Genomic DNA, 25,606 nt, shown 5'->3' on the forward strand with positions numbered 1-25,606 from the left:
GCGCATATGGATCCCGGCGCCGGCATCTCATGGGTGAACCGGTCATCGTTTCATCACCGCCACCACCGCCACCACCACCGGCGTTGACGTTGCGCCAGCCCCGCTCCATGACGCTCACAAAGAGGTTGGTGCGGGTGTCGCGCTCAGGCTGCTGTGGCGTTCAGCGCATTGCGGCAACGCGTGTTACAACTTCGCCGCCAGTCGGCAGGCCTGATCGATCGCACGCTTGGCGTCCAGTTCGGCGGCGACATCCGCACCGCCGATCAGATGCGGTTGCTGCCCGTTGGCCTGCAGCGCGGCCAGCAGGTCGCGGCGCGGCTCCTGCCCGGCGCAGACCACCACCGTGCCGACATCGAGCACTTGTTCGGCGCCGTCCACGCGGATCCGCAGTCCGGCGTCGTCCACGCCCAGATATTCCACGCCGCCCAGCATCTTGACGCCCTTGGCCTTGAGCGTGGCGCGGTGGATCCAGCCGGTGGTCTTGCCCAGGCGCGCGCCGGGTCTGCCGGGGCTGCGCTGCAGCAGCCAGACCTGGCGGGCAGGGCGCTCGGGCTGCGGCCTGGCCAATGCCCCAGCCGTTTCGAAGCTGGGGTCCACGCCCCATTCGGCCATCCAGCGCGCAGGGTCCAGCGACGACGATGGCCCTGTGTGCACGAGAAATTCGCCGACATCGAAGCCAATCCCGCCGGCCCCGATGATCGCGACCTTGTCGGCAGCGACATGGCGGCCCAGCACCACGTCGAGATAGCTCACGACCATCGGGTGATCGGCGCCGGGGAAGTCCACCTTGCGCGGCTCGATGCCGGTGGCCAGCACAATCTCGTCGAAGTCTTTCAGGTCTGCGGCTTCTACCCGGGTATTCAGGCGCAGCTGCACCCCGGTCGCATCGATGCGGTGGCCGAAGTAGCGCAGCGTCTCGTTGAATTCTTCCTTGCCCGGGATGCGCCTGGCGACATTGAATTGCCCACCAATTGCATCGCCCGCATCGAACAAGGTGACGCGATGACCGCGCTCGGCGGCCACTGTCGCGCAAGCCAGACCGGCCGGGCCGGCACCGACCACCGCAATGCGCCTGGGGTTGGGGGTCGGTGCGTAGATCAGTTCGGTTTCGTGCGCTGCGCGCGGGTTGACCAGGCAGCTCGCCAGCTTGTTGTCGAACACATGATCCAGGCAGGCCTGATTGCAGGCGATGCAGGTATTGATGGCGTGCGACTGGCCGGTGCGTGCCTTGTTGGCCCACTGCGGATCGGCCAGCAGCGGGCGCGCCAGCGACACCATGTCGGCGGCGCCGTCGGCCAGGATGCGCTCGGCCACTTCGGGCATGTTGATGCGGTTGGTGGCCACCACCGGAATACGCAGGTGCGGCTTGAGCTTGGCGGTCACACCCGCAAATGCGGCGCGCGGTACCGAGGTGGCGATGGTCGGGATGCGTGCCTCGTGCCAGCCGATACCGGAATTGATGATGGTTGCGCCGGCCGCTTCGATCGCCTGCGCCTGCGTCAGGATGTCCTGCCACTGGTTGCCGCCTTCGACCAGGTCCACCAGCGACAGCCGGTAGATGATGATGAAGTCCGGCCCGCACGCCTCGCGGATGCGTCGCACGATCTCCACCGCAAAGCGCATGCGCTTGGTCGCATCGCCACCCCAGGCATCGCTGCGCTGGTTGGTGCGCGCGGCGGTGAATTCGTTGATCAGATAGCCTTCCGATCCCATCACCTCCACGCCGTCGTAGCCGGCGTCGCGGGCCAGCCGCGCCGCACGCGCGTAGGCGGCGATCTGACGATCCACCGCACGTGCCGATAGCGCGCGTGGGGTGAACGGGTTGATCGGCGCCTTGAGCCTGGACGGTGCCACCGACAGGGGGTGATAGGCATAGCGCCCGGCATGCAGCAGCTGCAGGCAGATCTTCGCGCCGTGCGCATGCACCGCCCGGGTGACCTGACGATGCGGGCGCACCTCCCACGGCCACGACAGCTTGCCGCCGAACGGCTTGAGCCAGCCCACCACGTTCGGCGAAAAGCCGCCGGTGACGATCAAGCCAACCCCGCCGGCAGCGCGCTCGGCGAAATACGCGGCCAGTTTGGGGAAATCGCGCGCCCGGTCTTCCAGACCGGTGTGCATCGAGCCCATCAGGACGCGGTTGCGCAGTTGCGTGAAGCCCAGATCGAGCGGCGCGAACAGGTGCGGGTAGGACGAGACGGACGGGCCGGTGGCGGGCGACATGGTGTGGATACGCTGGCGTACGGAGTGCGCACGATGCAGGCAAACGGGCCTGGCGGCAAGTCTTGACCCGCTCATACGGCGCAATCGGCGGTTTCGGAGGGGAGGGCGGTACGGTTGGCCTGCACATCGGGCCGTATCTCAGTGGGGGCGCCCATGTCTGCCAAGCGCAACCAATGGCGCGAAGAAGACGCCCCTGCTGGCCCGCTGGCTGGCTGAGGCTCGAGCCGCACTTGCCGACTTCTTGATCAGTGCTGTCAGCTGGGCGGCCGCGCTCCAGCGCCGCGCGGGTCGCGGGGGCGAGTCTCTGTCGAGCGGGGCCGATCCGCCCGCGCCGCTGCCGCGGAACAGATCGCCTCGCATTACAGGAAACGCCTCTGCGATCGGGCCTGCGCCCCAGCAGCGAGGCGGACCGCACGATCAGGGTGCCCTCCCGCCTTGCCGCTGGGTCATGTGCGCGCGCTGGGGCCGTGCTGCCTTCTTCCTCTGCGAGCCAACGGCCCGTGCCCGCTGCGGCAGCCGGACTCAAGCGGTCACGGCGATCACCAACCCGCCAGTACCAGCTTGCCGATCGTGCTGCCGCTTTCCAGCCGTCGGTGCGCCTCGCGTAATTGCTGCGCATTGATCGGTGACAGCGTTTCGGTATGGGTGGTGCGCAGCTCGCCCGCATCGATCAAGCTGGCGGCACGGTTGAGGATGCGGTGTTGCTCGACCATATCCTCGGTTGCGTAGCGGGCACGGGTGAACATCAGCTCCCAGTGGATGCCGATGCATTTGGCTTTGTAGGGATCGCCGATCGACAGCGGGCCGCGCGGCTCCACGATCAAGCCCACATGCCCCTGCGGTGCCAGGATCTCGCCCAGTTGCTCCCAGTAGCGGTCGGTGTCGGCCAGGTTGAGTGCGGCGTCCACGCTCTGCATTCCCAAGGCCTGCAACTGCGGCTGCAGCGGCTGGTGATGGTCGATCACATGCTGGGCGCCCATCTGCCGCACCCATTCGATGGTTTCCGGTCGCGAGGCGGTGGCGATCACGCTGAAACCGGCATGCCGCGCCAACTGTATGGCGATCGATCCCACGCCGCCCGCACCGCCGATGATCAGCACGTGCTTGCCGCGATTGCGCGCGCCGTCGAAAGAGAACGGCATGCGCTGGAACAGCAGCTCCCAGGCGGTCAACGTGGTCAGCGGCAGGGCCGCGGCCTGGGCGAAGCTGAGTGAGGTGGGCTTGCAGCCGGCGATGCGCGCATCGACCAATTGGTATTGCGCGTTGCTGCCCGGGCGGCCGATGTCGCCCGCGTAATACACCTCGTCGCCGACTGCGAACGCGGTGACCTCGGGGCCTACCGCTTCGACGACGCCAGCCGCGTCGTAGCCCAGGATCTTCGGCGCATCCAGCGTGTGTGGCTTGGGTGCACGCACCTTGGTGTCGACCGGATTGACCGAGATCGCCTCGACGCGGACCAATAAGTCATACCCCGAAGGGGCCAACGGGGCCGGAAGTTCCATGTCAAGCAGTGCGGCGGAATCGTCGATCGGGAGATGACGGGTGATGACGACAGCTTTCATCGGGTCGCTCCATGTGGGGAGTTCAGGGTGCGTTGTGAAGCCGTCGCGCTGCAACCACCGACCCAACAATTCAGCTCGGACGGGGCCTGGCGTTCACCAATGTGGTTTTCGCATCACTGTGCAGCCCGCCGGCAAGGTGGATCCGCCAGCGTATTCAACTGGCTTAATTGGGCTGCGGTTCATGCAGGTCAGATGTGCAAACTGAGTGCACGGTCCTTCCCTTCATGAAACTGTATACGTAGTATTGAAAGGGATCGCCGGCCCTGGTGATTGCTTTCACATGTTATATGACCGTTAACGCGATCTTCACTGAAGCCGGCTTAATCTGCGCCCCGATGGCTCTGGATGTGACGAGCATCTTTACCAAGAACAACGCCTCTATCGGTTTTATCTCCCAAAGAAGGAGCTGTATACACATGAACAAGAAAATTCTCACTGCCGCGTTGCTCGGCGGTCTGGCGGTTGCCCAGGCTGCTTCCGCGCAGGAGTTCGATGACCGTTGGTACCTGACCGGTAGCGCTGGCTTCAACTTCCAGGACAGCGATCGTCTGACCAATGATGCCCCGTTCGTCACCCTGGGTCTGGGCAAGTTCGTCAGCCCGAACTGGTCGATCGACGGCGAGCTGAACTATCAGAACCCGAACTTCGATGCCAACCAGGATCAGAACTGGAGCCAGTACGGCATCTCGTTCGACCTGCGTCGCCACTTCATCCAGGAAGGCCGCGGCTGGAACCCCTACCTGCTGTTCGGTCTGGGCTACCAGCGTTCGGAAGAAGAATTCGACGCGACCCCGAACCCGGTTTCGCCGGGCCAGCAGAAGGACGGCAACTTTGCCGCCAAGGCTGGTGTCGGTCTGCAGACCACCTTCGACAAGCGCGTCGCCGTGCGTGCCGAGTTGGCCTACCGCGCTGACTTCAACGACCAGAGCGTTGCTGCTCCGCAGGAAGACTGGTTCGGCGACGTGCTGGCTTCGGTCGGCGTCGTGATCCCGTTGGGACCGGCTCCGTCGACCGCTCCGCCGCCGGCCCCGGCTCCGGTTGCTCCGAGCTGCGCAGACCTGGACGACGACGGTGACGGCGTCAACAACTGCGACGACAAGTGCCCGGCTTCGCAGCCTGGCCAGACCATCGGTCCGGACGGTTGCCCGGTGCCTGTGTCGATCGATCTGAAGGGCGTGAACTTCGACTTCAACAAGTCGACCCTGCGTCCGGACGCCGTCTCGATCCTGAGCGAAGCGACCGAGATCCTGAAGCGTTACCCTGACCTGAAGGTTGAGGTTGCTGGTCACACCGACTCGAAGGGTACCGACGAGTACAACCAGAAGCTGTCCGAGCGTCGTGCGACCACCGTGTACGACTACCTGACCAAGAACGGCGTCGATGCGTCGCGTCTGGTTGGTCCGATCGGCTACGGCGAGAGCCGTCCGATTGCTCCGAACACCAACCCGGATGGTTCCGACAATCCGGAAGGCCGTGCGAAGAACCGTCGTACCGAGCTGAACGTCCAGAACTAATTGGACCGCTAGCTGTTGCATACAAAACCCGGCCTTGCGCCGGGTTTTGTCTTTGTGGGGACCGCAAAACCCGCGCCTGGACGGTGCAAATCCTGTCTGCGTTGCCATCCAGGCACGTTTCCGGTTGAAACGGCGTTCATCGCTGCCTACACTCGCCGCGTCAACACCACACTCATAATTGGAAGAACCCGATGCTGCGTACCGCTACGGCTGGATTGCTCTGTCTCGCCTTGATTCCCGCCGCCTACGCCGCTCCGAACTGCGCCGGCAGCACGGTGTCCCAGCCGCTGCCGTTGCCCGCCACCGTCATCGCGCCGGCGGCCGCCGAGTTCTATACCCGTAGCGTGCAGCTGGGCATGCCCACCGGCGTGCTGGCACAGCCTTACACCACCGAGCAGTCGGTGGACCGCGTGCTGCTGCGTCTGCGCGTGGAAGGCTGCCAGGATCTGGCCAAGGTCATTCCGCCCGGCAGCACCGTCAATCCGAACGATCCGGCCGCCTACAAGGCCACCACCGCGTTCGACAACACGCCGTGGCGCTTTGACATGAGCCAGAACGGCAAGCGCATGACCGCCGAAGAATTCGATGCCTGGATGAAGGCGCGCGGCGTGCGCGTGGTCAAGGCACGCCCGGTGGCTGCGCCGGCTCCGGCTGCTGCCGCAACCGCAACGCCTGCGGCCGACGCCAAGTCGGTCGAAAACAAGTAAGCAACGCGGTCGGGACGGCATGACCCGGCGGCCTGCGCCGGCGACGTCCCGGCAGCGCACGCGTGGTCCGGCGGGCGCGTCGCGCGCCTCCGGTACGACCACGGCGACCAGCGCGCCACGCCACGGGCTGGCGCGCGTGCTGTCCAAACTGGGCGTGTGTTCGCGTACCGAAGCGGCGCGCTGGGTCGCCGACGGGCGGGTCAGCGTGGCCGCGCGCGTAATACGCGATCCCGAATATCCGATCCGCGCTGATCAGCACTCCACCATCCGCGTCGACGGACAGCCATTGGCCGGCCCGGCGCGGTGCTACCTGATGCTCAACAAGCCGCGCGGCGTGGTCACCACCGCACGCGACGAGCAGGGCAGGGACACGGTGTATCGCTGCTTCGATGGCGCCGGATTGCCGTGGATCGCCCCGGTCGGGCGCCTGGACAAGGCCAGCGAAGGCCTGCTGCTCTTCAGCAACGATCCGCAATGGGCCGCCACGGTGACCGACCCGATGACCGGGCCGGACAAGACCTATCACGTGCAGATCGATTGCCGCCCGAGCGCTGCGCAACTGGCGCAACTGCAGGCCGGTGTGGTCGATCCCGATCCGGACGGCGAGGGCGTACTGCTGCGCGCCAAGCGGGTCGGCGTGCTGCGCGAAGGCGAGCGCAATGCGTGGCTGGAGATCGTGCTGGACGAAGGCCGCAATCGGCAGATCCGCCGCTTGTTGGCTGCGGTGGAGATCGGCGTGCTGCGGCTGGTGCGGGTGGCGATCGGCTCGCTGGCGATGGGCGAGCTGGGCAAGGGTGCGTGGCGGATGCTCAGCCCAGCGGAAGTCAGTGCGCTGACGGCGGCTCCCGCCAGCGCGCCAGACGCGCGCTGAGCAAGGCGCTCACCACCTCGACGGCGCGGGCGTCGCCGGCACCGTTGGCATCGTGGCGTCGGCCCTTGGCATGATTGCAGCCGGCACAGGCCAGGGCGAGATTGCGCGCTGCATTGGCATCGTCGCCGACCAGCGCACACAGGGCCGCCGCCGCGCGACGGCCGAACCAGGCCTGCGGGACCACATGTTCCAGCGTGGTGTGCCCGAGCGGTTCGCCATCGGCGCGTAGTTGCAGGCGCCGACGGCAATGTAGGCAGCGGGTTTCCCAGTTGCCATCCAACAGCTGCGCCTGGGTATCGGTCTGCGCCGCGAGCAGCAGCCGTTGGCGCAGCGCCGAGCGCATCAGTGCTGGATGACGTCCAGTTCGCGGCCGATCTTGATGAACGCGTCGATCGCCTGATCCAGCTGCTCGCGGGTGTGCGCGGCGCTGATCTGGGTGCGGATACGCGCCTGGCCCTTGGGCACCACCGGGAAGAAGAAGCCGATCGCGTAGATGCCTTCTTCCAGCAGCCGCTCGGCGAATTTTTGCGCCAGCGGCGCGTCGTAGAGCATTACCGGGCTGATCGGGTGCACGCCGGGCTTGAGGTCGAAGCCGGCAGCGGTCATGCGCTCGCGGAAGTAGCGGGTGTTGTCGACCAGTTGCGTGCGCAGCTCGCCGGCGGCTTCCAGCATCTGAAAGGCCTTGATGCCGGCGGCCACCACATGCGGCGGCAGCGAGTTGGAAAACAGGTATGGGCGCGAGCGCTGGCGCAGCAGTTCGATGACTTCGCGCTTGGCAGTGGTGAAGCCGCCCAGGGCGCCGCCCATCGCCTTGCCCAGCGTGCCGGTGATGATGTCGATCTGGTCCAGCACGCCCTTGACCTCGGCCGAGCCGCGGCCGCTGGCGCCGAGAAAGCCGGTGGCATGGCATTCGTCGATATGCACCAGCGCGTTGTATTTGCGGGCGAGGGCGGTGATCTCGTCCAGCGGGGCGATGAAGCCGTCCATCGAGAACACGCCGTCGCTGGTGATCAGCTTGGTCTTGCAGCCGGCCGCATCGGCGGCCTGCAGCTGCGCTTCCAGATCGGCCATGTCGCAGTTGGCGTAGCGGAAGCGCTTGGCCTTGCACAGGCGCACGCCGTCGATGATGGAGGCGTGGTTGAGCGCGTCGGAAATGATCGCGTCCGCTTCGCCGAGCAGCGGTTCGAACAGGCCGCCGTTGGCATCGAAACAGGCGGCGTAGAGGATGGTGTCCTCGGTGCCGAAGAAATCGGCGATGGTGCGCTCGAGCTGCTTGTGCAGGTCCTGGGTGCCACAGATGAAGCGCACCGAGGCCATGCCGAAGCCGTGCGTATCCAGCGCGTCCTTGGCGGCCTGGATGATGTCCGGGTGGTCGGCCAGGCCCAGATAGTTGTTGGCGCAGAAGTTGAGCACGCTGCGGCCATCGGCCAGGGTGATCCGCGCCGACTGCGGGCCGGTGATGATGCGCTCGGACTTGAACAGGCCCTGAGACTGGATGGTTTCCAGTTCGGCGGCGTAATGGGCGGTCAGCGCAGCAGGAGCGTTGGTCATGGCGGTCGCAGTGGCAAGAGACGCATGATTTTAACGATCACGGTGGCATACCACTACGTCATGCAAAATCAGCATAAGGTGCGGCCTTGATGTCATTTCACCGCCTGCGTGCCGCTGCGCAGCATGGCATGCTTGCTGTTCAGCTGCGCCCCAACGGTTTGGAGATTGCTGTGACCCACCCCCGCTTCCGTCTTGTATCGACCGTGTTGTGCAGCCTGCTGGTCCTGGCCGGCCCGGCAGGCGCGCGCGATATCGGCCTGCTCAATGTCAGTTACGACCCCACCCGCGAGTTCTACCGCGACTACAACAGCGCCTTCGCCGCGCAGTGGAAGCAGCAGCATCCGCAGGACACCGTCACAGTGGAGACCTCGCATGGCGGCTCCGGCAAACAGGCAAGGGCGGTGATCGACGGCATCGAGGCCGATGTGGTCACTTTGGCGCTGGCCTACGACGTCGATGCGATCGCCGAAAAGGCCAAGCTGATCGACAGCGACTGGGAAAAGCGCCTGCCCGACAACAGCGCGCCGTACACCTCGACGATCGTATTCCTGGTGCGCAAGGGCAACCCGAAGAACATCCACGATTGGCCGGACCTGCTGCGCTCCGGCGTGGCGGTGGTGACGCCCAACCCCAAGACCTCCGGTGGCGCGCGCTGGAATTACCTGGCCGCCTGGGCCTACGCCGACCATATCTTCAAGGGCGACCGCGAGCGCATCTTGCGCTACATGCAGGCGCTGTTCCGCAACGTGCCGGTGCTCGACACCGGTGCGCGCGGCGCCACCACCACGTTCGTGCAGCGTGGCATCGGCGATGTGCTGCTGGCCTGGGAAAACGAGGCGCTGCTGGCGCGCGAAGAGCTGGGCAAGGACAAGTTCGAGATCGTGGTGCCCAAGCTGTCGATCCTGGCCGAGCCGTCGGTGGCGCTGGTCGACAAGAACGTCGACAAGCACGGCACCCGCGAGGTGGCCGAGGCCTATCTGCGTTACCTGTATGCGCCGGAAGGGCAGAAGCTGGCGGCCAAGCATTTCTATCGGCCGCGCCATCCGGAATTTGCCGACCCTGCCGACCTGGCACGATTCCCGGACATCAAGCTGGTGACCATCCAGGACGCGTTCGGGTCGTGGGACAAGGCGCAGCAGGAACACTTCGCCGACGGTGGCGTGTTCGATCAGATCCAGGCAAAAAAGTAGGCGATGCCGATGTCGGTTGCACCCCACCCAGCGCCGTCACCGCGCCGACGCGTGATGCCGGGGCTGGGCTTGAGTCTTGGAATCACGCTGACCTGGCTGGGACTGATCGTGTTGATCCCGCTGCTGGGCATCTTCATCAAGACCAGCGGGTTGGGCTGGGATGGGCTGTGGCGGGTGTGGAGCGAGCCGCGCGTGCTGTCGGCGCTGCGGGTGAGCTTCGGCACCGCGTTCGCGGCCGGCGCCTTCAATGCGGTGATGGGCACCTGGGTGGCGTGGGTGTTCGTGCGCTACAACTTTCCAGGCAAGCGCCTGTTCGATGCGGTGATCGACCTGCCGTTCGCATTGCCGACCGCGGTGGCCGGCATCGCGCTGACCGCGTTGTACGGCGGCAACGGCTGGGTCGGGCGCTGGCTGGAGGCGATCGGCATCAAGGTGGCCTACACGCAGTTGGGCATCGTGCTGGCGCTGGTGTTCGTCGGGTTGCCGTTCGTGGTACGGGTGGTGCAGCCGGTGCTGGCCGAGAGCGAGCGCGAGCTGGAAGCGGCCGCGGCCACGCTGGGCGCATCGCGCTGGCAGACAGTGTGGCGAGTGGTGCTGCCTGGGCTCTGGCCGGCAGTCCTGACCGGGTTTGCACTGGCCTTCGCGCGTGGTGTGGGTGAGTACGGCTCGGTGATCTTCATCGCCGGCAACCTGCCCAATTCGACCGAGATCGCGCCGCTGCTGATCACCATCCGGCTGGAGGAATTCGACTATGCCGGCGCCACCGCGATTGCCGCGGCGATGCTGCTGCTGTCGTTCGTGATCCTGCTGGTGGTCAATACGCTGCAGGCACGCCTGCTGCGCTATCAACGGAGGACTGCATGAACGATGCTGTTTCGCCGCTGCCTGCCATGTTGCACACCCGCCAAATGACCGAACAGGCCCGCCGCATCACCGACTCGGCCACCAACGAGCCGCGTTGGGTGCAGTGGTTGATGATTGCGGGGGCGCTGCTGTTCCTGCTGGCGTTCCTGCTGCTGCCGCTGGTGCTGGTGTTTGCCGAGGCGCTGCGCGGCGGCTGGGAGACCTTTCTGCGCGCGATCGTCGACCCGGATGCGTTGTCGGCGATCAAGCTGACCCTGATCGTCACTGCCATCGTGCTGCCGCTGAACCTGGTGTTCGGCGTGGCGGCGGCGTGGGCGGTCAGCAAGCACCAATTCCCCGGCAAGCGCTTGCTGATCAGCCTGATCGACCTGCCGTTCTCGGTGTCGCCGGTGGTGGCGGGCCTGATCTTCGTGCTGATCTTCGGCCGCAGCGGCTGGGCGTGGCCGTTGATCGACGAAGGCTGGCGACTGCAGTTGCCGTTTTTTGGCGAGTTGCTGATCCAGTTGCCGCGCATCGTGTTTGCGTTGCCCGGCATCGTGCTGGCGACGACCTTCGTCACCTTTCCTTTCATCGCGCGCGAGCTGATGCCGTTGATGGAGCAGCAGGGCAGCGATGAAGAACTGGCCGCCTTGAGCCTGGGCGCGAACGGCTGGCAGATGTTCTGGCGGGTGACCCTGCCGAACATCCGCTGGGGCCTGCTGTACGGCGTGTTGCTGTGCGCAGCGCGTGCGATGGGCGAGTTCGGTGCGGTCTCGGTGGTGTCCGGGCATATCCGCGGGCGTACCAACACGCTGCCCCTGCACGTGGAAATTCTCTACAACGAATACGCCTACAGCGCCGCGTTCGCGTGTGCCTCGTTGCTGGCATTGACCGCGCTGCTGACGCTGGCGCTGAAGACGTACCTGGAATGGCGGCACGGCGATTCGCTCGCCGCCAACCACCGACATTGAGGTGAACATGGGCATCCGCATCCACCGCCTGCGCAAGCAGTTCGATACGTTCACCGCGCTGGACGACATCACCCTGGACGTGCGTCAGGGCGAGTTGCTGGCCTTGCTGGGGCCGTCCGGTTCGGGCAAGACCACCCTGCTGCGGATCATGGCCGGGTTGGAGCATGCCGATGGCGGGCAGGTGCTATTCGGCGACGAAGACGCCACCCGCATGAGCGTGCAGTCGCGCCGGGTCGGTTTCGTGTTCCAGCACTACGCGCTGTTCAAGCATATGGACGTGTTCGAGAACATCGCGTTCGGCCTGCGGGTGCGGCGCGGCAACGAGCGCTGGGCCGAAGCGCGTATCCGCGCACGGGTGGAGGAGCTGCTGGCGCTGGTGCAGTTGCAGGGCCTGGAGCAGCGCTATCCCACCCAGCTGTCCGGTGGCCAGCGGCAGCGTGTGGCCTTGGCGCGTGCATTGGCGATCGAGCCGCGCGTACTGCTGCTGGACGAGCCGTTCGGTGCGCTGGATGCGCAGGTGCGCCGCGATCTGCGCCGCTGGCTGCGCGAACTGCACGAGCGGACCGGCCTGACCACGGTGTTCGTCACCCATGACCAGGAAGAAGCGCTGGAGCTGGCCGACCGGGTGGCGATCCTCAACCGTGGCCGTATCGAGCAGCTCGACACGCCGGCGATGATCTACGACAAGCCGGCTTCGCCGTTCGTGTATTCGTTTGTGGGGGCGGTGAACCGCATCCCCGGCGTGCTGGCGCAAGGCCAGATTCAGGTTGCCGGGCATGCCTTGCCGGCAGCCAATGCCGCGCTGGCGGCCGGCCCGGTCGAGGTTTACGTGCGGCCGGAAGATCTGGTGCCGGACGACGCTGGCTGGCCGGCCACGGTGGCCTGGTCGCAGCGTAGCGGGGCGCGTCTGCGCCTGCGTGCAACGCTGGAGCCGGCAGGCAATGAGGTGGAGGTGGAGCTGCCGGCATCGGCGGGCAGCTTTCAGCCCGGGCAGCAGCTGCGGCTGGCCGCGCGGCATTACGGCGTGTTTCCGGTCTGATCTAAGCCGGGATTGGGGATTCGGGATTGGGGATTCGCAGAAGCGAAGCGAATCCCTGCTAATCCCCAATCTCCACTCCCGGCCCATCAAGATTCCGCGCCGGCGGTCGATGAGACAGAACGCTGACCAGCGTCATCTGCTCCCGAGCGTGTGCGCTGGGTCAAGCGAGCGCGACGTGTATGTTGCGCTGCAATGACGGTTGGACTAAGAAGTCATGGCAGTCCCGCCTTGCGCAATCCGACCGCCCATCGTTCCAGGAGATGTTCATGAAGCCGTCCTCGCTCGCGTGTTGTCTGTCGTTGCTGCTGCTCGGTGTGGTGCCGCTGGCACAGGCGCAGGACGAACAAGCCCCCGCTTCTCCCTTCAGCGGCACCTTTGCGGTGACCAGCGACTATCTGTTCCGCGGTATTTCGCAGACCAATGAAGAGCCCGCCTTCCAGGCCGGACTCACCTACAAGACGCCGTTCGGCCTGTACATCGGCACCTGGACGTCCAACGTCGACTACGGTGCCGGCGATCCGGATTGGGAAGTGGATGGCTTTGTCGGCTACAACACCGACCTGGGTACCAATTTCAATTTCGATGTGATGGTCAATCGTTACCAGTACCTGGGAGCGGGTGCGTCCAATTACGCCGAGTTGATCACCAAGACCACGTTTCTGAAAACCTATAGCCTCACCGTTGCCTACACCAACGATCTCTACGGCACCAAGACCGATGGCTACTACTACGCGCTGGATGCCAACTGGTCGCTGCCCTATGACTTCACCTTCGGCGCGCATGCGGGGCACAGTGTCTATACCTCGTCGCTGAGTCAGGTGGATCACGACTACAACGACTTCGGCGTGAATGTCGGCAAGGCCTTCGGTCCGCTGGGCCTGAGCGTGGGCTACTACGACACCAGCGAGGCGGCGGAATTCGGCTTCGGTCGGCAGAATTCGCAGAACCATCTGGTGGCGACTGCGACGGTCACCTGGCCGTGATGCCGTGATGGCAATCGCTTGAACAGCGGCTCTAACGACGCAGCCGTGCAGTGGTAGTGGTGAGGCGGTAACAAGAGTCGATGCCTGGGTTCTTCAGTGTCTAAATTTGAAGGACACCGAGGCTCAAATCTCGTTTATTTTGTCTTTGAGTGATGCATCGTGCGGATAGATCACTTGCGGAGCGACTGATCTGCTGCCTGGCTGCAGGGCCCTTGCCCGCCCACCGTCGCGGGACACGCCGCAAGTACGTCCTTGTAGGCTCTTACGCGGCATCCATGCCGCGTAAGAGCCCGCGACGGTGAGCGGGCAAGGACCAGTCGAGATGGTCGGTCGTTGAAGCAGTCGCCGATGCGATAGCTCAATCGTAGAGCGGTTGATCTGCTGCCTGGCTGCAGGGCCCTTGCCCACCCACCATCGCGGGACACGCCGCAAGTACGTCCCTGTAGGCTCTTACGCGGCATCCATGCCGCGCAAGGTCCCGCGACGGTGAGCGGGCAAGGACCAGTCGAGATGGTCGGTGTGCACGGTAGGAGCAGTGCTTGGTGCGCGCTGTTCGACAATGGTGTGCAGGCTCAATATCCAATGTAGGTTGGGCGAAGCGTTTTCTTATGCGGTCACAGACTATTTCTCTGGTGCGGTGTCCTTGCCGGTTGCGGAACCCTTGGCGGCATGGATGGATGCCGCCAAGGCGCCTGCAGGGATGGATCCACCGCGTGTCCCGCGAGCGGCAAGGGCGCCGCGCCCTCAACCAGTAAGTTTTGCCTGCTGCGTAGCCAGTGCTCTGAAGATGGACATGCAAAAGGCGCCTTGCGGCGCCTTTTGCGTTGAAGCGTATTGGCCGATCAGTTCCAGCTCAACACGACCTTGCCGGCCTTGCCTTCTTCCATCAGGTCGAAGCCCTTCTGGAAATCGTCGATCGGCAATTGGTGGGTCAGCACCTTGTGCAGCGGGAAACCCGACAGCACCAGTTGCGTCATCTTGTACCAAGTCTCGTACATCTTGCGGCCGTAGATGCCCTGCACGGTGAGGCCCTTGAAGATGATCTTGTCCCAGTCGCAACCGGCGCCGCGCGGCATGATGCCGAGCATGGCGATCTTGCCGCCGTGGTACATGCAGTCGAGCATGTCGTTGAAGGCGCGCGGGTTGCCGCTCATTTCCAGGCCCACGTCAAAGCCTTCCATGTGCAGGTCGGCCATGACCTCCTTGAGCGAGGTCTTGGACACGTTGACCACGCGCGTGGCGCCCATGTCGGCCGCCAGCTTGAGGCGGAAGTCGTTGACATCGGTGACCACCACGTTGCGCGCACCAATGTGCTTGCAGATGCCGGCGGCAATGATGCCGATCGGGCCGGCGCCGGTGATCAGCACGTCCTCGCCGATCACATCGAACTCCAGCGCACAGTGCGCAGCATTGCCGTAAGGATCAAAGAATGCGGCCAGCTCCGAGGGAATCTGGTCGGGGATCGGCCACAGGTTGCTGGCCGGCATCACCATGTACTCGGCGAAGGCGCCGTTGACATTGACGCCGATGCCGACCGTGTTGGGGCACAGGTGCGGGCGGCCGCCACGGCAGTTGCGGCAATGCCCACAGACGATGTGGCCTTCGGCCGACACGCGTTGGCCGACCTGGTAGCCGGTCACCGCTGAACCGAGCTCGGCCACGCGGCCCACGAACTCATGGCCGATGGTCAGGCCGGGCTTGATGGTGCGCTGGCTCCACTCGTCCCACAGGTAGATATGCAGGTCGGTGCCGCAGATCGCGGTCTTTTCCAGCTTGATCAGCACCTCGTTGGGGCCGGGGCTGGGAACGGCGACCTGTTCCAGCCAGATGCCCTTGTTTGCTTCGCGCTTGACCAGCGCCTTCATCGTCTGCGCCATCTGGCGGGACCTGCTGAGTGAAAGTAAGACGGCGATTATATGCGGCGCGAGGTCGCGGCCATGCGGCGGTGCGGGAAGTGAGTGATGTCGGCTGACCCGGTTCATGGCAGGGTAGGGCCGGTGCCGTCCGTTTCCCCTCGGGAGAAGGTGGCGCAAAGCGCCGGATGAAGGGGCGCCTCAGAGATTTACCAGTACATGCAATGAAAAACGCGTCGCCACGCGCCTTCAGAAGTGACGCGCCGGGTGCCTCGCAGCGTACCCTCACCCCAACCCCTCTCCCGGAGGGAGAGGGGCTTTGATCTTGCTTCTCCCGTCGGGACATTGGCCTCTTTACGAGGCGAAGGTGGCGCAAAGCGCCGGATGAAGGGGCGCCTCAGAGATCTGTCGCCGCCTGCGATGGCAAGCGCGTCGCCAGGATGAATGATCGGCGTCACCCTCACCCTCAACGCCCCCGCTCCGCGCCCCTGCCCGCACCCGCGGCGGGACGCTCCAAAGCACGCGCGCCTGGGTGCGCAAGCTGTGTCTTATCGCCCGAGAGGAGGGGCGGCGGTGGCTCAGAACTTCACATCCAGACTCATGAAATACTGCCGCGGTGCGCCGACCACCATGGTCTGGTTGTAGCCATCCGGATCGGAGGCGACATAGCCGTTGGTACCGGTGCTGGCGAAATAGCGCTTGTCGGTGAGGTTGGTGATGTTGAGCGCCAACGCCACATCGGCCACCCCGCCCACGCGACCGAAGTCGTAGCGCGCGCCGGCATTGAACAGCCAGTACGAAGGCACCTGCGAATCGTTGAGGAAGGTGATGTAGCGCTTGTCGACGTACTTGCCGTCCAGATCCAGGCGCAGGTTGCCGAGCTGGTAACTCGCGCTGGAGGAGAACATCAACGCGGGGATGCCGACCACGTCCTTGCCGGAGGTGGCGACCACGCCGTTGTTGAGGTAATCGTCCTGGTAGCGCGAGCGGTTCCACGACAGCGAGTTCAACCAGCTCAGGCCCTCCACCGGGCGCCACATCAAGGCCAGGTCGGCACCCGCGCTATGCACGGCGCCGACGTTGCTCAGGATCGCCGCGCAGGTCTGCACGGCGGTACATGGTGAGGTGGTCAACAAGCGGTTGGAGAACTTGGTGAAGTAGGCATCGGCCGACAGCTGGAACTGCGCATCCTGCACGCGGTAACCCACCTGCACGGTCTGTGATTCTTCCGGCTCCAGCGTGGAGCGGCTGCGGTCGAACGCCGCCTGCGAGGTGCCGAACGGAGTGAAGCCGAACGCGGCGATGTTCTTGCTATAGGAGGCATACAGGTCCTGGCGCTCGTCCAGCTTGTAGTTCACGCCGACCTGCGGCAGGAAGTTGTCTTCGGCGCGGATGCGACCCTGTGCCAGTGCGGTGGTCGGCACCAGCGATTGCGCGCGCGTGGTGGTGCTGAGCGCCTTTGCGCCGTAGTTGAGGGTCAGCCGATCGTCGAGCAGGCGCACGGTGTCCTGCAGGTACAACATGCGGGTCTGGGTGGTGTAGCGCTGCAGGAAATCGCGACGGAACGGGGTCTGCGCTTCATACACGTTGTACAGCGAGGTATAGCCTTCATTGCCGAGCGCGAAGTAGTTGCGCTGCTGCGTGGTGCGTGCGTTTTCCGCCCACAGGCCCACTTCCAGATCGTGGTTGCCCCACGCCCATTTCAAGGCGCTGGTGCCGCCGAAACGATCCAGGCCGTAGTCGGTGGTGCGCATTGACAGCGGCACCTGCGCAGAGGTGCGTACATACGGCGTCACCCACTGACCTTCGCCACGATTGCCGTGGTAGTAGCCGGTGGCATCCAGGGTGGCGCCACCGAACACGAACGTGCCCGACAGCCCGGCCAGGTTGTCGCGGCGCAGGCCGCCGCCGGCGTAGTAGCTGGCATCGAGCCAGCTGTAATCGTCGGGCAGCCCGGCCAGCGATTGCGGATAGCCGTTGGCCACGCCACTGGTGGCGCCGGTGTTCTGATACGCACGCGCCATCTGCACGGCGGTGGCCCAATCCGGCTGCAGGTAGTCGTAGTCCCAGCCCAGTGCGCGCTGGCTGGTCAACGACAGGTCCATGTAGTCGTATTCCTTGCGCCGCGAGGTGTCCACGAACAGGCTCAGACGGTTGCCGTCGCCCCACTGGTAGACGGTCTTGAGGTTGGCCTGCTCGGACTGCTGGTCGCCGAAGCCCTTCCATTTGTCGGTGCTGGCATTGGCATAGGACAGGTACGCCGACAAGCCGTTGCGATCGCCGGTGTCGCCGCGCACGAAGGTGCGGCGCGTGGCATCGCTGCCGACCGTCTGCACCAGGCGCAGGCCCGGCGTGCTCTGCGGGTCGGCCGAGTAGAACTGCATGGTGCCGCCGAGGTTGGTGTTGGACGCGGTGCCAAGCGCACCGGCGCCTTGCGCGATTTCCACCGAGCCGAGGTTTTCCGAAATGATGGCGCGGGTGATGTGCAGGCCGTTGGTGACGCCGTAGCTCATGTTGCCGAGCGGAATGCCATCGAGCGTGTAACCCAGCCGGCTCTGATCGAAGCCGTGCAGGGTGACCTGCGTGGACCACTCGTAGGTGCCGAACGGATCGGCCGACTGGAACTGCACGCCCGGCAGCTTTTCCACTGCCTTGAAGGCGCTGCTGCCCGGTGTCAGCTGCTCGATGTCCTGCCGGCTGATGCGCTGGACCTGGCGGGTGCTGCCTTGCGACACCACGTTGATCGCGTCCAGCTGGGTGGCGTTGGTGGCGGCATCGGCCACGCTGGCCGGGGCATCGGCTACCGGCGCATCTGCACCGGCAACCGGATCGGCCGCCGGTGTGGCAGCAGAGGCGATGGCGGGGAGCAGCGCGGCCAGGGCAAGCGCCAGCGGAGTGACATGAAAACGGCGAGCGGAAGTCATGGGGGAATCCTGTTCGAGCACGGCTGAGGGCAACGCACGGTGCAGGACCGGCGTTTCGCGACGCAGGGTGTCAACGACGTATGAAACATTGATGACGGTGGCTGTCGCAAAACTGTCGTGCTTGCCCGCTATACGTGTCGTACCCAGCCGCACTGCGCGGCGACGTACGCGTATTTCCTGCAGGTTCCGTAGCCATGACGTCCTCCCCCTCGCGCCGCGATTTCCTCAAGCGCGTCGCCGCGCTGACCGCCGCCGGCGCCATGCCGTCCTCGATCGGCCGCGCACTCGCGTTGCCGGCCAACTCGCGCACCGGCACGCTGCGCGACATCGAACACGTGGTGATCCTGATGCAGGAAAACCGCTCCTTCGATCATTACTTCGGTGCGCTGCGCGGCGTGCGCGGCTTCGGCGATCCGCGCCCGTTGCAGCTGCGCGACGGTCACCCGGTATGGAGCCAGCCGGCCGCCGATGGTCGTCGCCTGCTGCCGTTCGCCTTCGATTCGCAAGACACCTGTGCGCCGTTGATCAAGAGCCTGGATCATTCGTGGAAAGCCGGTCACGGGCAGGACCCGGCGCGCTGGGCCGAGTACGACGCCTGGGTGCCGTACAAGGGCGAATTGACGATGGGATATTTCCAGCGTCACGACATCCCGTACTACCACGCACTGGCCGATGCGTTCACCATTTGCGATGGCTATTTCTGTTCATTGCACGGGCCGACCAATCCCAATCGCATGTATCTGTTCACCGGCACCAGCGGCCCGAGCGTGGGCAATCTCGGCGCGCAGGCGGTGACCAATGCCGACGATGGCAACTGGACCGCCGACATGGTGCGTGACAAGCCCGGTTATGCGGCGATGGACTGGACCACCTATGCGCAGCGCCTGCAGGCCGCAGGCGTGGACTGGCGCGTATACCAGGAGTACGACAACTTCGGCTGCAACTCGCTGGCGTATTTTTCGCACTACCGCGATCTGCACCCGAGCGACGAACGCTATCGACGTGCACGTGCCTGCGTGCCCGGGTCCACTGCAGACAATGCCGCCACCACGCAGGCCGATCATCTGATCGCTGCAATCGCCGCCGACGTGCAGGCCGATCGCTTGCCGCAGGTGTCCTGGATCGTGCCGCCCACCGCGTACTGCGAGCATCCGGAAGCGCCGCCGGCCTATGGCGAATCGCTGGTGGCGCGCCTGATCGATGCGCTCACCGCCAATCCGCAGGTGTGGGCGAAGACTGCGCTGATCATCAACTACGACGAGAACGATGGCTTCTTCGATCACGTTCCCGCAGCGCTGCCGGCACTGGATGCGCGCATGGGGCGCAGCAATGTCGATACGCGCGGGGAGGTCTACGAAGGTGTGCCGATGGGGCTGGGCATCCGCGTGCCGATGCTGGTGATCTCGCCCTGGACGCGTGGCGGCTGGGTCAATTCGCAGGTGTTCGATCACACCTCGGTGCTGCGCTTGCTGGAACGCCGCTTCGGTGTGGCCGAGCCGAACATCAGCCCGTGGCGTCGCGCGGTGAGCGGCGATCTGACCAGCGTGTTCGATTTCCGCAAGCCGGACGACTCGGCACTGCGCGCATTGCCGTCGGTCGACGACTACCGCGCGCGCACCGCCGCGGTGCGCAACAAGCCGCTACCGGTGCCGCCGGCCAAGGCCAGCATGCCGCGGCAGGAGCCGGGACAACGTCCGGCGCGCGCGTTGCCGTATGCCTTGCAGGTGCATGCGCGCGAGCAGGGCGACGGCGGCGTGCAGCTGCAGTTCGTCAACAGCGGCGCTGCGGCAGCCGCGTTCAACGTCTACACCAGCGCTGCGAGTGGGGGCCCGTGGTACTACACCGTATTGCCCGGCACCCGCCTCGACGATGTGCCGGTCGGCGCTGCGCACAACGGCGGCTATGCGCTGAGCGTGCATGGACCCAATGGCTTCTTGCGCGAATTCGCCGGCGACCTCGCTGCGGCCGGGACGCAGTCGGCTGCGCCATGGTTGGAGGCGCGGCAGGACGGCGAGGCGCTGGTGCTGGACATCGGCAATGCCGGGCAGCAGCCGTGCACGCTGCAACTGCGCGCGCTGGACTACGCAGACCCGACCGCGCGCTCGCTGCACCTGGCTGCAGGTCAGCGCCAGACCGTGCGTCTGGCGCTTGCTGCCAGCGATCACTGGTACGACCTGGTGCTGGAACAGCCGGGCGCGGCATTCCGCCGCCGCCTGGCAGGGCATCTGGAAACCGGCAGGCCCAGCCGCAGCGATCCGGCATTCGGGCGCGCCTGAGCCGGCGCCGGGGGCGCACCGGTGATGGACGCGCAGGGGAGGCGGGTTGTTCTGGCCTCGACGGCAACCGAGCGTCGGTGGGCTGCAACGGGCTCTTCGATCCGGCGATGACCCGCACGGTCGCCGTGGATAGCCGGTATTTGCGCTGGGTCATGCCGGAGTCGCCCGGCATCGCAGCTGTTGCCGGAATTCGGCGTGTGCTGACGCGGGCGGCCGGCGCCGCAGCGGGAGGGGTTATCATGCGCTCCCGTTTCGCTGCGGCGAGCCGGCCCCTTCCCCAAGGAATCCCTCGCGCATGCGCATCCTGCTTGCCCGTCACGGCGAGACGCCGTGGAACGCCGAAGGCCGTTACCAGGGCCAGATCGATATCCCGCTGTCGCCGGTCGGCGAAGGCCAGGCCGCCGCCCTCGGCGCGCGTCTGCAATCGTTGGAGATCACCCGCGCGGTGGCATCGCCGCTGTCGCGTGCGCAGGCCACCGCCAGGCTGGCGCTGGGCAGCAACCGCGAAAGCCTGCTGCAGACCGATGCAGACCTGCAGGAAATCGCCCACGGCGAATGGGAAGGCCTGCTGGCCAGCGAGATCAACGACAAGGATCCGGCACGTCTGCGCGCCTGGCGCGACGAGCCCGATACCGTGCTGATGCCCGGCGGCGAGTCCCTGCGGCAGGTGCTGGACCGCAGCTGGCGCGGCCTGGCGCGCGCGGCCGAAGGCCTGGGCGCGGCCGATACCTTGCTGGTGGTCGCGCACGATGCGGTCAACCGCGTGATCCTGTGCAAGATCCTGGGCCTGCCGCTGTCCCGGCTGTGGACCTTTCGCCAGGCACCGACCACGCTCAACCTGCTCGAAGGCGAGGACGTGGATCACCTGGAAGTGGTGCGGCTCAACGACTGCGCGCACCACACGCCGTTTTTTGGTGAAGCCAAGCATCGGGCGCTGTAAGACAACGCCCGGCACGGACGCTGGATGAGACCGTGGCCTGTGATATCGGCACAATTGCCAGGTGGCCCAGGGCGCTTCGCTACGCTGTTTTTGGCAGCGTGTCCGGCCTGTTGGCGCTGGGAGCGTTCTCCGACTTCATTCCCGCGCCTTTCCTGTCCGGTCGGGCCTGGATAGCGCCGATGGTGCTGCTGGGAAGCGGTCTGACGGTATCGATCGTCGCGCCGGCCTATCGCATCGGCGGGTGGAAGGCGGTCGTTGGCAAGCAGCTTTTCAACACCGTGCTGGCGCTCTGCCTGGCGCCGCCGCTCTTGGGATTGCTGTGCTGGCTGGTGCTGGCCAGAGGTGGGCCCTGGGTCTACACCCGCATCGCCGGCGTCGATTTCGAAGAGACGCATGTGATGCAGACCGCCGCCATGCCCGGCGCGCGAGCGTGCAAATACCGGTTGAGTGGCGGGCCGCTCGCGCATCGTTTTCCGGGCCATCTGTGCATCGACGAAGCGCAATATCGGCGTCATCCCGAGCAGCGCGTCTCGGTGCTGTTGCGCGGTCAACGCTCCGTGTTGGGCATGCGCATTGCGTCCATTTCCGATGTCCCCTGACTGCGGGCGACAGCGCTCCTCCAGTTGCTGGCTGAGGCGCGCGCACCCTGTCGGCCCATGCGACGGTGCGCGATCTGCCGGCGTGCCTGGTGATATGCGCTGCGCGCCGGCAAACGGCGATAATGCGCTTCTTCTCGCGCAGCCCTGACCGTGAACGCAACCGACTCCCTCTCCGACTGGCTCGCCTACATCGAGCAGCAGCATCCGCAGAACATCGCCATGGGCCTGGAGCGCGTGCGCGAGGTCGCTGCGCGGTTGCAGATTGAAGCGCCAGCCAGGCATGTCATTGTCGTAGGCGGCACCAATGGCAAAGGCTCCACCGTGGCCTTTATCGAGGCGATCGCGCAGGCCGCCGGCTGGAAGGTGGGCTGCTACACCTCGCCGCATCTGCTGCGCTACAACGAGCGAGTGCGCATCGACGGCAACGAGGCCGGCGACGCGCAACTGGTGGACGCCTTTGCCGCCGTCGAAGCGGCACGTGGCCAGACCGCGCTGACGTATTTCGAATACGGCACGCTGGCGGCGCTGTGGCTGCTGCAGCGCTCCGGGCTGGACCTGGCGGTGCTGGAAATCGGCCTGGGCGGGCGCCTGGACGCGGTCAACATCATTGATTCGGATGTGGCGGTGATCACCACCGTGGATATCGATCACACCGATTGGCTGGGCGAAGACCGCGAGGCGATCGGCACCGAGAAGGCCGGCATCATCCGCGCCTGGAAGCCGGTGGTGCTGGGCGAAATCGACCCGCCGTCGAGCGTGTTACGGCGGGCCTACCAGTTGGGCGCCAATGCGATCCGCGCCGGCAGCGATTATTTCTTCGAGCCGATCGAGGCGCAGCACTCCGACGCGCCGCAGTGGCGCTGGCGCGATGTCGCGGTGACCCTGGAGCTGCCGATGCCGGCCTTGCAGGCGCCGGTGCAACTGGCCAACGCCGCCGCGGCGATCGCCGCGTTGCAGGCCTTGCCGGTGGAACTGCCCGATGCCGCCTGGGCGCAGGGCATTGCCAATGCACGGGTGGCCGGGCGCCTGCAGCGCAGCGACATCGATGGCGTGCAGGTGCTGCTGGATGTCGGCCATAACCCGCAGGCCGCGCGCGCGCTGGCCGATGCGCTGGGCGCGCAGGCGCACACCGGCAGTACCCATGCGATCTACGCCGCATTGGCGGACAAGGACGTGCTGGGCGTGGTGGAGGCGGTGGGCGCGCAGGTCGACCATTGGGTCCTGGCCGGGCTGGACGGTGCGCGGGGGCAGTCGGCGCAGGCCTTGCAGGCCCGTCTGCAGGGCAGTGCCGCAGCGCAGGCGGCCTGCCACGGCGATGTGGCGGGCGCACTGCGCGCGGTGCTGGCGCAGGCCTCACCGGGCGATCGGGTGCTGGTGTTCGGCTCGTTTCATACCGTTGCCGACGCCCTAAGCGCACTTCGTTCAGTCCACCCGGGTCGGTAGCCCGGCTGCGGCCTTATAATCGCCGCGGCACCCCGCCACGCCGCCTCTCGTCTCTCTACGTGGATACTGCTCTGAAACAGCGACTGATTGGCGCCATCGTTCTGGTGGCGCTTGCCGTGATCTTCCTGCCGATGCTGGTCAAGGGCCCTGCGCCGTCGAGCGGCGTGGCCGATGTGCCGCTGGAGGCGCCTGCCGCACCGGCCAATGGCGAGTTCGAAACCCGCGAATTGCCGCTAGTCACCCCGGGCGATGCGCCGGCCGGTGGCGCGCTGGGCATGCGCGGCGCCGGCTCGGCGCCGGCTGCGGTGCAGGACAACCCGGATGCGGCCGATCTGGCCAACCCGTCCAGCGCGCCGTCGGCGCCTGAGGTGGCGGCCGGCAACTATGCGGTCAACTTCGGCGCCTACGCCACCAGCGCCGATGCCGACGCGGTGCTGGCGCGGCTCAAGCAGGCGCAGCTGCCCGGCTTCAGCGAAAAGACCCAGATCAACGGCCGGCCGGCCTGGCGCGTGCGCGTGGGGCCGTATGTCGACCAGGCGCAGGCCGAATCGGCGCGCCTGCAGGCAGTGAAGGTGCGCAGCGACGTCAACGCCCAGGTGGTGACGCTGGATGCCAATGCCGCCGCGCCAGCGCCTGCAGCCAGTACACCGACGCCGGCGCCGGCCCCGGCCGCAAAACCCAGCAGCAGCGTGGCCGCCGCCAGCACCGCCGCACCCACCAAGACCGAAAGCCTGCCGCCGGAGCCGGCCAAGCCGGTGGCCGCCGCGCCCAAGCCGGCCGAAGCGCCCAAGCCCGCTCCGGCCAAGCCGGAGGTGGCGAAAACGGAGCCGGCCAAGCCCGAGCCGACCAAGCCGGTCGTCGCGGCGCCCGCCGCGCCGGCAGCGCCTGCGGCCAGTTCGATCGGCTTTGCGGTGCAGCTGGGCGCCTTCGGGCGGGCCGAAGACGCCGACGCCTTGCGCGACCGCGTGCGCGCCGCCGGTTTCAGTGCCTTCGTCGAACAGGTGCGGACCGACAAGGGCGCGCTCAACCGCGTTCGGGTCGGCCCGGTGGCCAACCGTGGCGATGCCGAACAGTTGCGTGCGCAGGTGGCGGCCAAGGTCGGCATTTCCGGCATGGTGCGTCCGCATCCGTAAACGACTGCGCCGCCAACCGGCGGGCGCGGTACATGCCGGAGATCGGCATGACGGTTGGTTCGCTACGCGCAGTGCGGCCCGACTGCTCGCCGCTTGCGTGGTATCGCCAGCGGCGAGCGGATTTCCTGATCGCCTCACACCCATGGAGGGGAGCGCAATGAACACCGAGCCAGGTTGGACCAGCGGCGCACGCGCCGCGCGGAGAAGTGGGCAATGATCGACATGGTGCTGGGCGTCATCATCCTGGTGTCGGCCCTGTTGGGCCTGCTGCGCGGATTTGTCGCGATCGTGGTCGGCACGCTGTCGTGGTTGCTGGCCGGCTGGGCGACATTCCAGTTCGGCGGCCCGGCCGCGCGCTGGATCGCCGACGGCAAGCATCCATCGGCCACCGAATCGTTCGGCGGCTACGCGATGGTGTTCGTCGGCGTGCTGATCACCGTGGCGGTGATCGGCATGGTGATCCGTGCCGGGGTGGATGCGGTGCGCCTGGGCGGGATGGACCGCATGCTCGGGTTCGGCCTGGGTCTGGTGCGCGGCGGTTTTCTGGCCAGCGTGCTGGTGCTGCTGATGAGCTTCACGCCGCTGCCGCGCGAGCCGTCCTGGCGCCAGTCGATGCTGATGCCGATGCTGTCGCCGGGCGCGAGCTGGATGCGGGCGCAACTGCCGGCCTGGCGGATGCCGTCGATGGACATGCCATCAATGGAACTCGGCAACTTGCCAACGGAGTTGGGGAAGTTGCCCTCGGCAGGCGATAATACGGACCTGGGCAAGGCGCTGTCCGGGTCCGGTCTGAGCGACACCATCACGCGTGCGCTCGGGCAACCCGGCAAAGCTGCCAGCGACGGACGCGATCCGGCGCAGGCGATGCCGGCCAATATCGATCCGGCGCAGGTTCGCGGCGGAGAAAGCGACCCGGCTCGGGTCGAGTCCCAAGGCCAGGCACGGCCCCCTTCACAGTAACGGCGCAAGCCGTAGCGGAGAACG

The 25,606-nt window shown here is 66.2% G+C and carries 20 protein-coding genes and 1 pseudogene; 15 read left to right on the plus strand and 6 right to left on the minus strand.

What is annotated here, in order from left to right:
* Positions 1 to 183: 183 nt before the first annotated feature.
* Together GGR73_RS00200 and GGR73_RS00205 are read right to left on the minus strand one after the other, a co-directional pair.
* Positions 184 to 2,223, minus strand: coding sequence for an NADPH-dependent 2,4-dienoyl-CoA reductase (locus tag GGR73_RS00200; RefSeq protein WP_184455128.1), 2,040 nt, complete (start codon positions 2,221 to 2,223; stop codon positions 184 to 186).
* A 539-nt stretch (positions 2,224 to 2,762) separates the two neighbouring features.
* Positions 2,763 to 3,785 (minus strand): zinc-binding alcohol dehydrogenase family protein, encoded by a 1,023-nt coding sequence (locus GGR73_RS00205; protein WP_184455131.1) that lies wholly within the window; start codon positions 3,783 to 3,785, stop codon positions 2,763 to 2,765.
* 416 nt (positions 3,786 to 4,201) lie between these two features.
* On the opposite strand from GGR73_RS00205, the gene GGR73_RS00210 reads away from it, so the two are divergent.
* From GGR73_RS00210 to GGR73_RS00220, 3 genes are all read left to right on the plus strand, one after another.
* Positions 4,202 to 5,299, plus strand: a complete 1,098-nt coding sequence (locus tag GGR73_RS00210) for an OmpA family protein (protein WP_024938552.1) — start codon at positions 4,202 to 4,204, stop codon at positions 5,297 to 5,299.
* Between the two features lie 191 nt (positions 5,300 to 5,490).
* Entirely contained in the window at positions 5,491 to 6,006 is a 516-nt protein-coding gene (locus GGR73_RS00215) for a hypothetical protein (protein ID WP_184455134.1), read from the plus strand.
* Positions 6,007 to 6,025: 19 nt separating this feature from the next.
* Positions 6,026 to 6,877 carry a pseudouridine synthase gene (locus tag GGR73_RS00220; protein ID WP_054591852.1) on the plus strand — a complete coding sequence of 284 codons (852 nt, stop codon included), beginning with the start codon at positions 6,026 to 6,028 and terminating at the stop codon, positions 6,875 to 6,877.
* On the opposite strand, the gene GGR73_RS00225 is transcribed toward GGR73_RS00220, so the two are convergent.
* Positions 6,831 to 7,220, minus strand: a complete 390-nt coding sequence (locus GGR73_RS00225) for an HNH endonuclease (RefSeq protein ID WP_104608448.1) — start codon at positions 7,218 to 7,220, stop codon at positions 6,831 to 6,833. The genes GGR73_RS00220 and GGR73_RS00225 overlap by 47 nt on opposite strands.
* Positions 7,220 to 8,428 (minus strand): glycine C-acetyltransferase, encoded by a 1,209-nt coding sequence (kbl, locus tag GGR73_RS00230; RefSeq protein WP_046345819.1) that lies wholly within the window; start codon positions 8,426 to 8,428, stop codon positions 7,220 to 7,222. Before kbl ends, GGR73_RS00225 begins: the two co-directional genes overlap by 1 nt.
* Positions 8,429 to 8,517: 89 nt before the next feature.
* Between kbl and GGR73_RS00235 the strand changes: the two genes are divergently transcribed.
* From GGR73_RS00235 to GGR73_RS00255, 5 genes are all read left to right on the plus strand, one after another.
* A complete protein-coding gene (locus GGR73_RS00235) occupies positions 8,518 to 9,618 on the plus strand; it encodes a sulfate ABC transporter substrate-binding protein (RefSeq protein WP_026064742.1) in 1,101 nt (366 codons plus the stop codon).
* A gap of 3 nt (positions 9,619 to 9,621) precedes the next feature.
* On the plus strand, positions 9,622 to 10,482 hold the full coding sequence (gene cysT, locus GGR73_RS00240; protein ID WP_046345821.1) for a sulfate ABC transporter permease subunit CysT: 861 nt from the start codon (positions 9,622 to 9,624) through the stop codon (positions 10,480 to 10,482).
* Positions 10,479 to 11,432, plus strand: a complete 954-nt coding sequence (gene cysW, locus GGR73_RS00245) for a sulfate ABC transporter permease subunit CysW (protein WP_024938545.1) — start codon at positions 10,479 to 10,481, stop codon at positions 11,430 to 11,432. The genes cysT and cysW overlap by 4 nt, the downstream gene beginning before the upstream one ends.
* A 7-nt stretch (positions 11,433 to 11,439) precedes the next feature.
* Positions 11,440 to 12,471 carry a sulfate/molybdate ABC transporter ATP-binding protein gene (locus tag GGR73_RS00250; RefSeq protein ID WP_016902217.1) on the plus strand — a complete coding sequence of 344 codons (1,032 nt, stop codon included), beginning with the start codon at positions 11,440 to 11,442 and terminating at the stop codon, positions 12,469 to 12,471.
* Between the two features lie 266 nt (positions 12,472 to 12,737).
* Positions 12,738 to 13,454, plus strand: coding sequence for a TorF family putative porin (locus GGR73_RS00255; RefSeq protein WP_024938543.1), 717 nt, complete (start codon positions 12,738 to 12,740; stop codon positions 13,452 to 13,454).
* Positions 13,455 to 14,296: 842 nt separating this feature from the next.
* Here GGR73_RS00255 and tdh read toward each other — a convergent pair.
* Together tdh and GGR73_RS00265 are read right to left on the minus strand one after the other, a co-directional pair.
* Positions 14,297 to 15,331: an L-threonine 3-dehydrogenase gene (gene tdh / locus GGR73_RS00260; RefSeq protein WP_172641694.1), complete on the minus strand. Its 1,035-nt coding sequence runs from the start codon at positions 15,329 to 15,331 to the stop codon at positions 14,297 to 14,299.
* A 554-nt stretch (positions 15,332 to 15,885) separates the two neighbouring features.
* Positions 15,886 to 18,231: a TonB-dependent receptor gene (locus tag GGR73_RS00265; protein ID WP_102252630.1), complete on the minus strand. Its 2,346-nt coding sequence runs from the start codon at positions 18,229 to 18,231 to the stop codon at positions 15,886 to 15,888.
* 194 nt (positions 18,232 to 18,425) lie between these two features.
* Here GGR73_RS00265 and GGR73_RS00270 point away from each other — a divergent pair, with 194 nt between their 5' ends.
* From GGR73_RS00270 to GGR73_RS00300, 7 genes and pseudogenes are all read left to right on the plus strand, one after another.
* Entirely contained in the window at positions 18,426 to 20,507 is a 2,082-nt protein-coding gene (locus tag GGR73_RS00270; RefSeq protein WP_184455143.1) for a phosphocholine-specific phospholipase C, read from the plus strand.
* A gap of 3 nt (positions 20,508 to 20,510) precedes the next feature.
* Positions 20,511 to 20,711 (plus strand): annotated as a pseudogene (locus tag GGR73_RS00275) (S46 family peptidase); the annotation flags it as partial.
* A 91-nt stretch (positions 20,712 to 20,802) separates the two neighbouring features.
* Complete coding sequence (locus tag GGR73_RS00280) at positions 20,803 to 21,447, plus strand: histidine phosphatase family protein (RefSeq protein WP_016902223.1); 645 nt, start codon at positions 20,803 to 20,805, stop codon at positions 21,445 to 21,447.
* 53 nt (positions 21,448 to 21,500) lie between these two features.
* Complete coding sequence (locus tag GGR73_RS00285; RefSeq protein WP_440585406.1) at positions 21,501 to 22,046, plus strand: hypothetical protein; 546 nt, start codon at positions 21,501 to 21,503, stop codon at positions 22,044 to 22,046.
* Positions 22,047 to 22,196: 150 nt separating this feature from the next.
* Positions 22,197 to 23,489: a bifunctional tetrahydrofolate synthase/dihydrofolate synthase gene (gene folC / locus GGR73_RS00290; protein WP_184455146.1), complete on the plus strand. Its 1,293-nt coding sequence runs from the start codon at positions 22,197 to 22,199 to the stop codon at positions 23,487 to 23,489.
* A 59-nt stretch (positions 23,490 to 23,548) separates the two neighbouring features.
* Positions 23,549 to 24,622, plus strand: a complete 1,074-nt coding sequence (locus tag GGR73_RS00295; RefSeq protein ID WP_184455148.1) for an SPOR domain-containing protein — start codon at positions 23,549 to 23,551, stop codon at positions 24,620 to 24,622.
* Positions 24,623 to 24,835: 213 nt separating this feature from the next.
* Positions 24,836 to 25,582 carry a CvpA family protein gene (locus GGR73_RS00300; protein ID WP_016902227.1) on the plus strand — a complete coding sequence of 249 codons (747 nt, stop codon included), beginning with the start codon at positions 24,836 to 24,838 and terminating at the stop codon, positions 25,580 to 25,582.
* Positions 25,583 to 25,606: the final 24 nt, after the last annotated feature.

The sequence above is a fragment of the Xanthomonas sp. F14 genome, from assembly GCF_014199865.1.